This window comes from Candidatus Protofrankia californiensis, from assembly GCF_900634765.1.
Taxonomy (GTDB): domain Bacteria; phylum Actinomycetota; class Actinomycetes; order Frankiales; family Frankiaceae; genus Protofrankia; species Protofrankia californiensis.
Genome location: NZ_CAAAFT010000049.1, coordinates 1,216 through 7,413 on the forward strand (window position 1 = coordinate 1,216; position 6,198 = coordinate 7,413).

The following is a 6,198-nucleotide window of genomic DNA, read 5'->3' on the forward strand; positions in this document are numbered from 1 at the left end:
CGGTCGCGGCAAGGGCCACTGCTAACAGGTGTCGTCGCATGGGACGACTCTCGACACCTTCGGCCACCGGTCGGTGACGGCAGTTCAGCCACCGGGCGACGCCAGGTCGACAAGCGCGGTGCGCGAACACCCACGGGCCGTTCGGCACCGGCCCGTGGAAGATGCGGAATCTCTACAACGGCGTCCACCGGAATGACGGAGGGTTGATCTTTTTTATCGATTCCCCGGTCGGCGTCCGCTTACCGACGATCTTCAGGAGCAGGAAGGAGAAGGACTCGGCGAGGTAGAAGACGGAGAGCGCGGCGAGGACGACACACCCCGGGATCAGGACGAAGAGAAAACCGGGAAGGGTGACGGCGACCAGCGCGGCGAGCTGCCCGAACCCCGGGCGCCACAGGGTGGACAGCCCCGATTTCCGGACGCCGGCAAGCCGCACCGCCGCCCACTCTCGTAGCCGTCCAACGCGCCCGACGTGTAGTCGGTGATGGCCTTATTCAGGGAGTTGAACAGGTCGCGGTAGTCGACGATGTAGCCGTAGGTCTTGTCGTCGCCATCCAGGCGATTAACCCGGCAGATGGCCTGGAACAGGCCGTGGTTGCGCATCTTCTTGTCGATGTACAGGTAGGTGGCGCTCGGTGCGTCGAAGCCGGTCAGGAGCTTGTCGACTACGATGAGTAGCCGCATCTGGCCCGGCTCCCGGATGAACTTCTCCTTGACCTCCTTCTCGAACTGGGCCACACGGGTGTGCCGACAGCGCGGTACGGTGCGTGGGTGGTGATCAGATACAGATGACGGAGATCATATCAGGGTTGAGGCGATTCAACTCGTCTCCTACCTCGGCTCGCAGCCTGGGCAATGACAGCGGGTACTGAGCAGCGTCGCTGGGCGGGGAAGCGGGAGGCAATCCTCGAGGCGGGATTCGCGCTGTTCGCCGAGGTGGGGTACACGGCGGCGACGATTGACGAAGTCGCCCGCCGCGCGGCCGTGTCGAAGCCGACAATCTACAGCCTGGTCGGCAACAAGGAAGGGCTGTTGCGCGCGGTCCTGCAGCTGAACAATGACCAGGGCATGTCCGAGCTGGCCGAAGCGTTCAGGGCGTTGCCCGACCTGGCGACGGACGCGTATGAGGATCTGTGCGCTGTCGGTCGTGTCTGGGCCGAGCGCTTTTGCCGGGATCGCTCGCTGGTGGTGCGGCGCCTGATCTTCGCTGAGATGACCCGCTTCCCGGACCTGCACAACACCTACCGGGTCACGGCCAACACGGAGTTCGTCGAGCTGCTTTCGGCGCGTCTGCGCCGCCTGGCCGATCGTGAACTGCTCCGTGTCGCGGATCCCTCGCTCGCTGCCACCCAGTTCCTGGCTCTGCTGCGAGATCAGATCTGGACCGTGACCTCGCTCGGCACGAAGCCGATCGAGGCGGTGGAGATTCGCTCGGTCGTGGAGCAGAGCGCCCACCTGATCGCGGACGCCTACAGGCCCTGATCGAGCACGAACGGCTCCAGTGTGGTGCGCTGCGGGCGAAGAATATTACTCAGAGTATTTTTTCGGACACGGATAGGTGCAGCTTTGGGCGGAGCATGGCATTAGTCACATAGCTTGCCTAAACCCATGAGTTTAGTAGAGTTACTGCTCAGAGTTACGGGCCGGCGGAACCTCGGATCCTGATCCGGGGCCGCCCTGGTGTGGGCTCACCCATTCCCTCGTCGCGAAGGAACTGCTCATGACCGCTGTGGACGCCCGGGATCATGCGCCGTCATCGACGGATGCGGGCCTGGAGGTACGCCCCCTGACCGGCTTGATCGGCGCCGAGATATTCGGCGTCGACCTGGGCGAGGAACTGGCCGACGAGGTGGTGGCCGATATTCGCGCGGCGCTGCTGCGGTGGAAGGTGGTCTTCTTTCGCGACCAGCACATCGGCCACGCGGAGCAGATCGCGTTTGCCCGCCGATTCGGCCGGGTCACGCCCTCCCATGTGCACAACCCCTATTCCGTCGACGGGTTTCCCGAGATACTGACGATCGACTCGGGAAAGATCGAGCGGCGGGGCGGGCCGCGTCAGTTCGCCTATGACGCCCGCTGGCACAGCGACATCACCGCCCTCGTCAACCCACCGTGGGGGTCGGTGCTGCGCGCTCACGTTGTTCCACAATATGGCGGCGACACGGTGTGGACGAACCTCGTCGCGGCCTATGAGGGACTTCCGCCGGCGTTGCGCGACCTCGCGGACATCCTGTGGGTCAAGCACAGCACGACGAACACCGCGCAGTACCTCGGCGCGAAGGACCCGCACACCAAACTGATGGCGGACAATCCGCTCGTCACGATTCACCCGGTCGTGCGGGTGCACCCCGAGACCGGCGAGAAGGCGCTGTGGGTGAGTCCGGCCTTCACCGTCCATGACCGTGAGATCATCGGTTTCGACCGCAAGCAGGACAGCGAGCGGATTCTTGATCTTTTCTACGAGCACATCGGCCGGATCGAGTACACGACGCGGTTCCGCTGGGCGCCGGGCAGTGTGGCGTTCTGGGACAACCGGGCGGCCCATCACCAGGGTCTGGCCCGCGATCTCGACCACGTGGACTACGAGCGGGTGCTGTATCGCGTGACGCTCGAGGGCGACGTCCCCGTGGGCCCGGACGGCCGCCGGTCCGAGTCGGTGCTCGGCGGGGCGTTTCTCGCGGAGGAGCCGAACTCGTGATGTCGGGCCACGCAACGAAGGCAGCGCCCATGACGGGCAGACCCGACAAGCCGTCTTCTCGACGACGGCTCCGGCCCTTCGTCTGGGCCCTCAGCCTCGTACTCCTGGGTGCGGTGCTGGCCGGCTGCGCGTCCGACGGCCCCGCGCGATCGGCCTCCGGCCCGGTCGGCTCCGCTTCCGCGGCCCCGCGCGGCACGACGCTGCGGATCGGTGACCAGCTCAAGCAGATCGAGCTCCCGCTCGAGTTGTCCGGCGCTGGCGACGGCCTACCCTACACGGCCAAGTTCGCCAACTTCGCGGGCGGCGGCCCGGAGATCAACGCCGCCTTCGCCGCAAAAAAGATTGATCTGGCGACCTACGGTGACACTCCGGTTCTCAATGCCCTTGCCGCCAGGACCGACATTGTCATCGTCGGCGTCGCGGCATACCGGCCCAACACGCAGCTGACGGTCGTCACCGATCAGGACGGCGACATCAGGAACCCGGCGGATCTGCGCGGAAAACGCATCGCGATCACAAAGAGGACGGCGGCCGAGGGCTACCTGCTCCAGGTCCTGGACGCCGCCGGCCTCACCCGCAACGACGTCACCATCGTGGACGTGCCATCCACCTCCCGGCTGGCCGCGGTCGAATCCGGTGACGCCGACGCGGCGGTCGAGGCGGCATTCTCGGCCCAGACATATCTCGCGCTGCACCGGGGAGCGACCTCGCTGGCGTCGCCCGTGGTCATGCGGACCCTGCTCGTCGCCAGCCAGGACGCGATCAGCGACCCGGCCCGTCACGCGGCGATCCTCGATCTCATCATCCGTCTGCACCGGGCCAGCAAATGGACAGCCACCCACTCCGACGCGTGGATCGACAGCTTCTTCGTCAAACAGCTCGGGCTGACCCACGAAACCGGCGCGGCGGTGTTCACCCGGCAGGGCCCCCTGACCTTCGCGGCCCCGACCGACGGGGATCGCGATGCCCTTGAGCTACAGGGCGGCCTGCTCACCAAGGCCGGATCGCTACCCGCCGGCCTCGACGTCGCCCGGCTGTTCGACTCGTCGTTCAACGCGGACCTCTCCGCCAGCCTGGCCAAGGGGTGACGCGGCCGTGGTGGCAGACCTCGCGATCTCCCTGATCGACCCACGCGACGAGCACCGCCGCGGTGGCCGGCTCCCGCGCTGGCTGCGCGGCCTGCCCAGAGCTCTCGGGCCGGCCGTGCTCCTCGCGGCCTGGGCCGCGGTGAGCGGCTTCGGCCTCATGCCGGCATCCCAGCTGCCCTCACCGCTCGCGGTGGTCCAGACCGGGATCGACCTCTGTCGAAGCGGCGTCCTGCCGCGCCACCTGTCGGCATCGCTCTACCGGGTGGCGCTGGGCCTTGCGATCGGGGTCGCGATCGGGCTGTCACTCGCGGCGCTCGCCGGCCTCTACCGGCGCGGCGAGCACGTCATCGACTCGGCGATGAACGTGTTGCGGACGCTACCCGTGATCGCCCTTCTCCCCCTTCTCGTCATGTGGGTCGGTATCGGCGAGAAGACAAAGATCGTGCTTATCGTCATAGGCGTCGCATTTCCAATCTACACCAACACGTTCGCTGCCATACGCGGCGTCGACGCCAAGCTCATCGAGGCCGGTCAGATGTTCGGCCTGAACCGGCTCGGCCTTATATCCCGGGTGATACTGCCCGGGTCGGTGGCCGGATTCCTCGTCGGGCTGCGCTGGGCGGTCGGCACGGCCTGGCTGATGCTGATCTTCGCCGAGACAATCAACACCTACCGAGGGCTCGGCTACCTGATGAATCAGGCACAGACCATCGGGCAGACGAAGGTGCTGCTGGTGATCGTGGTGATCTACGGCCTGCTGGGATTCGTCGGCGACGCCCTGGTCCGCGGCCTGGAACGCCTTCTACTCTCGTGGCGCCGTGGTTTCGAGGGAACATGACGCAGCTCACGCCGACGCCGAGGATCGTCGCGGCGGCCCCGGCCGTTGCCGCCGTCCATCTCCACGACATCCACCGGTCCTTCGGCGGCCGCGCCGTCCTGGCCGGACTTGATCTCACCGTCCGGCCGAACGAGTTCGTCGCGCTCGTCGGCCGCAGCGGATCGGGCAAGAGCACGCTGTTGCGCTGCCTGGCCGGGTTCGACCCCGACGTCACGGGCGAGGTCCTGGTCGCCCCGCGACGGTCGATCGTCTTCCAGGAGCCGCGGCTGCTGCCGTGGTCACGGGTCCTGCCCAACGTCACCGTTGGGCTCCGCGGGCCTGACGCGGCGGAACTCGGACGTCAGGCGCTGCGCGAGGTCGGTCTGCGCGGGCATGAGCGCGCGTGGCCGGTCACGCTCTCCGGCGGCGAGGCGCAGCGGGTGGCGCTGGCCCGAGCGCTTGTCCGGGAGCCCGAACTGCTCCTGCTCGACGAGCCCTTCGGCGCACTCGACGCCCTCACGCGCTCAACGATGCACACGTTGTTGCTGGAACTCTGCGCCCGACACCGGCCGGCGGTCCTCCTCGTCACCCACGACGTCGACGAGGCGATCCTGCTCGCCGACCGCGTCGTCGTCCTTGATCGGGGAGTCCTTGTCGCCGATGTCCCCATCGACCAGGGCCGGCCCCGCTCGCGCACCAGCACGACGTTCGCCGCGCAGCGCGCGACCCTCCTGCGTCTGCTCGGGGTCGACGACGGCTGAACTGGCGATCCGGATGCGAGGTTTCTGCTGGGCAGGTCCTTTTCCCCACGGTCTCCCGCCGAATCCGAGATCGGCGAGTTTCCGGATCTGGTGGACGTGCACGTCTCCGAGGCGGCATCCAGGTTGGTCGTCGTACGACCACGACAGCGGTGGGTCGCTGTCCACTCACCCCAGCGTGCATCTAGCCCGTCTCTGAGGGGCGTGGTGGTGTAGTCGATGATCTGGTCGGCCCCGAGCTGGCGGACTGCCGTGGTACTGCGCGGGCTGGCTGTGGCGATGACCCACGCTCCGGCGTGACGAGTGCGGCGAGTTGGCTGGTGTCGTTGCGCGCCACGAAGTGCGTGGCCGTGACGGGGACAGGTCGCGCGAGCTGCTCGTAGCGCGGGTGGCCAGCCAGGACGGCGGCGGGAGCACGCCTTCGGGGGCGTTGATGCGGTGCCGAGGGCTGGTCCGCTGACGGATCGCGGCGACCAACATCCGGTCGAGGGACAGCCCGTCGCGCTGGCCCAGCACGAGGACACCGGCGCCGGCCGCGACCGGCACGGCGAGCAGCGCGAACACCGGCAGCGGTACCAGGCTGCGGGTCGCGGCCCAGCCAAGGTAGACGGCGATGCCGGTGAGCGCGAGGATCAGCACCTGCCGGGCGGTCAGGTTCGCGACGATGCGGTCCTCACGATCGACGTCGGCGGGAATCCTTACGGGGTGCGTCATCGCGGATGATCACCTTCCGTTCTGGGGTGGGCGGGTGCAGCGGGGCATGTTCGGCAACATCAGCTGCCGGTAGCGCGGCGGCACCGGCCGCGCTGGCGGCGGTGTCGGCCGTGGGGCCGGTGT

At 67.6% G+C, this 6,198-nt stretch carries 6 protein-coding genes and 1 pseudogene; 5 read left to right on the top strand and 2 right to left on the bottom strand.

Going from position 1 to position 6,198, the window contains the following annotated elements; all coding sequences use genetic code 11:
- Window positions 1-447 precede the first annotated feature (447 nt).
- Window positions 448-741, bottom strand: a pseudogene (locus DD1DGNOD_RS02540) (type I restriction enzyme subunit R domain-containing protein); the annotation flags it as partial.
- A 114-nt stretch (window positions 742-855) separates the two neighbouring features.
- Between DD1DGNOD_RS02540 and DD1DGNOD_RS02545 the strand changes: the two are divergent.
- The 5 genes from DD1DGNOD_RS02545 to DD1DGNOD_RS02565 all read left to right on the top strand — a co-directional run bounded on the left by DD1DGNOD_RS02545 (window position 856) and on the right by DD1DGNOD_RS02565 (window position 5,364).
- Window positions 856-1,482 (top strand): TetR/AcrR family transcriptional regulator, encoded by a 627-nt coding sequence (locus DD1DGNOD_RS02545; protein WP_131764995.1) that lies wholly within the window; start codon window positions 856-858, stop codon window positions 1,480-1,482.
- 238 nt (window positions 1,483-1,720) lie between these two features.
- A complete protein-coding gene (locus DD1DGNOD_RS02550; protein ID WP_131764996.1) occupies window positions 1,721-2,698 on the top strand; it encodes a TauD/TfdA dioxygenase family protein in 978 nt (325 codons plus the stop codon).
- A gap of 29 nt (window positions 2,699-2,727) precedes the next feature.
- Window positions 2,728-3,786 carry an ABC transporter substrate-binding protein gene (locus DD1DGNOD_RS28650; protein WP_165034695.1) on the top strand — a complete coding sequence of 353 codons (1,059 nt, stop codon included), beginning with the start codon at window positions 2,728-2,730 and terminating at the stop codon, window positions 3,784-3,786.
- Between the two features lie 7 nt (window positions 3,787-3,793).
- Window positions 3,794-4,624, top strand: a complete 831-nt coding sequence (locus DD1DGNOD_RS02560) for an ABC transporter permease (RefSeq protein WP_241251164.1) — start codon at window positions 3,794-3,796, stop codon at window positions 4,622-4,624.
- A complete protein-coding gene (locus tag DD1DGNOD_RS02565) occupies window positions 4,621-5,364 on the top strand; it encodes an ABC transporter ATP-binding protein (protein ID WP_131769357.1) in 744 nt (247 codons plus the stop codon). The genes DD1DGNOD_RS02560 and DD1DGNOD_RS02565 overlap by 4 nt, the downstream gene beginning before the upstream one ends.
- A gap of 165 nt (window positions 5,365-5,529) precedes the next feature.
- Here DD1DGNOD_RS02565 and DD1DGNOD_RS28655 read toward each other — a convergent pair whose 3' ends face one another.
- Window positions 5,530-6,075: a PrgI family protein gene (locus DD1DGNOD_RS28655; RefSeq protein WP_241255420.1), complete on the bottom strand. Its 546-nt coding sequence runs from the start codon at window positions 6,073-6,075 to the stop codon at window positions 5,530-5,532.
- Window positions 6,076-6,198 lie beyond the last annotated feature (123 nt).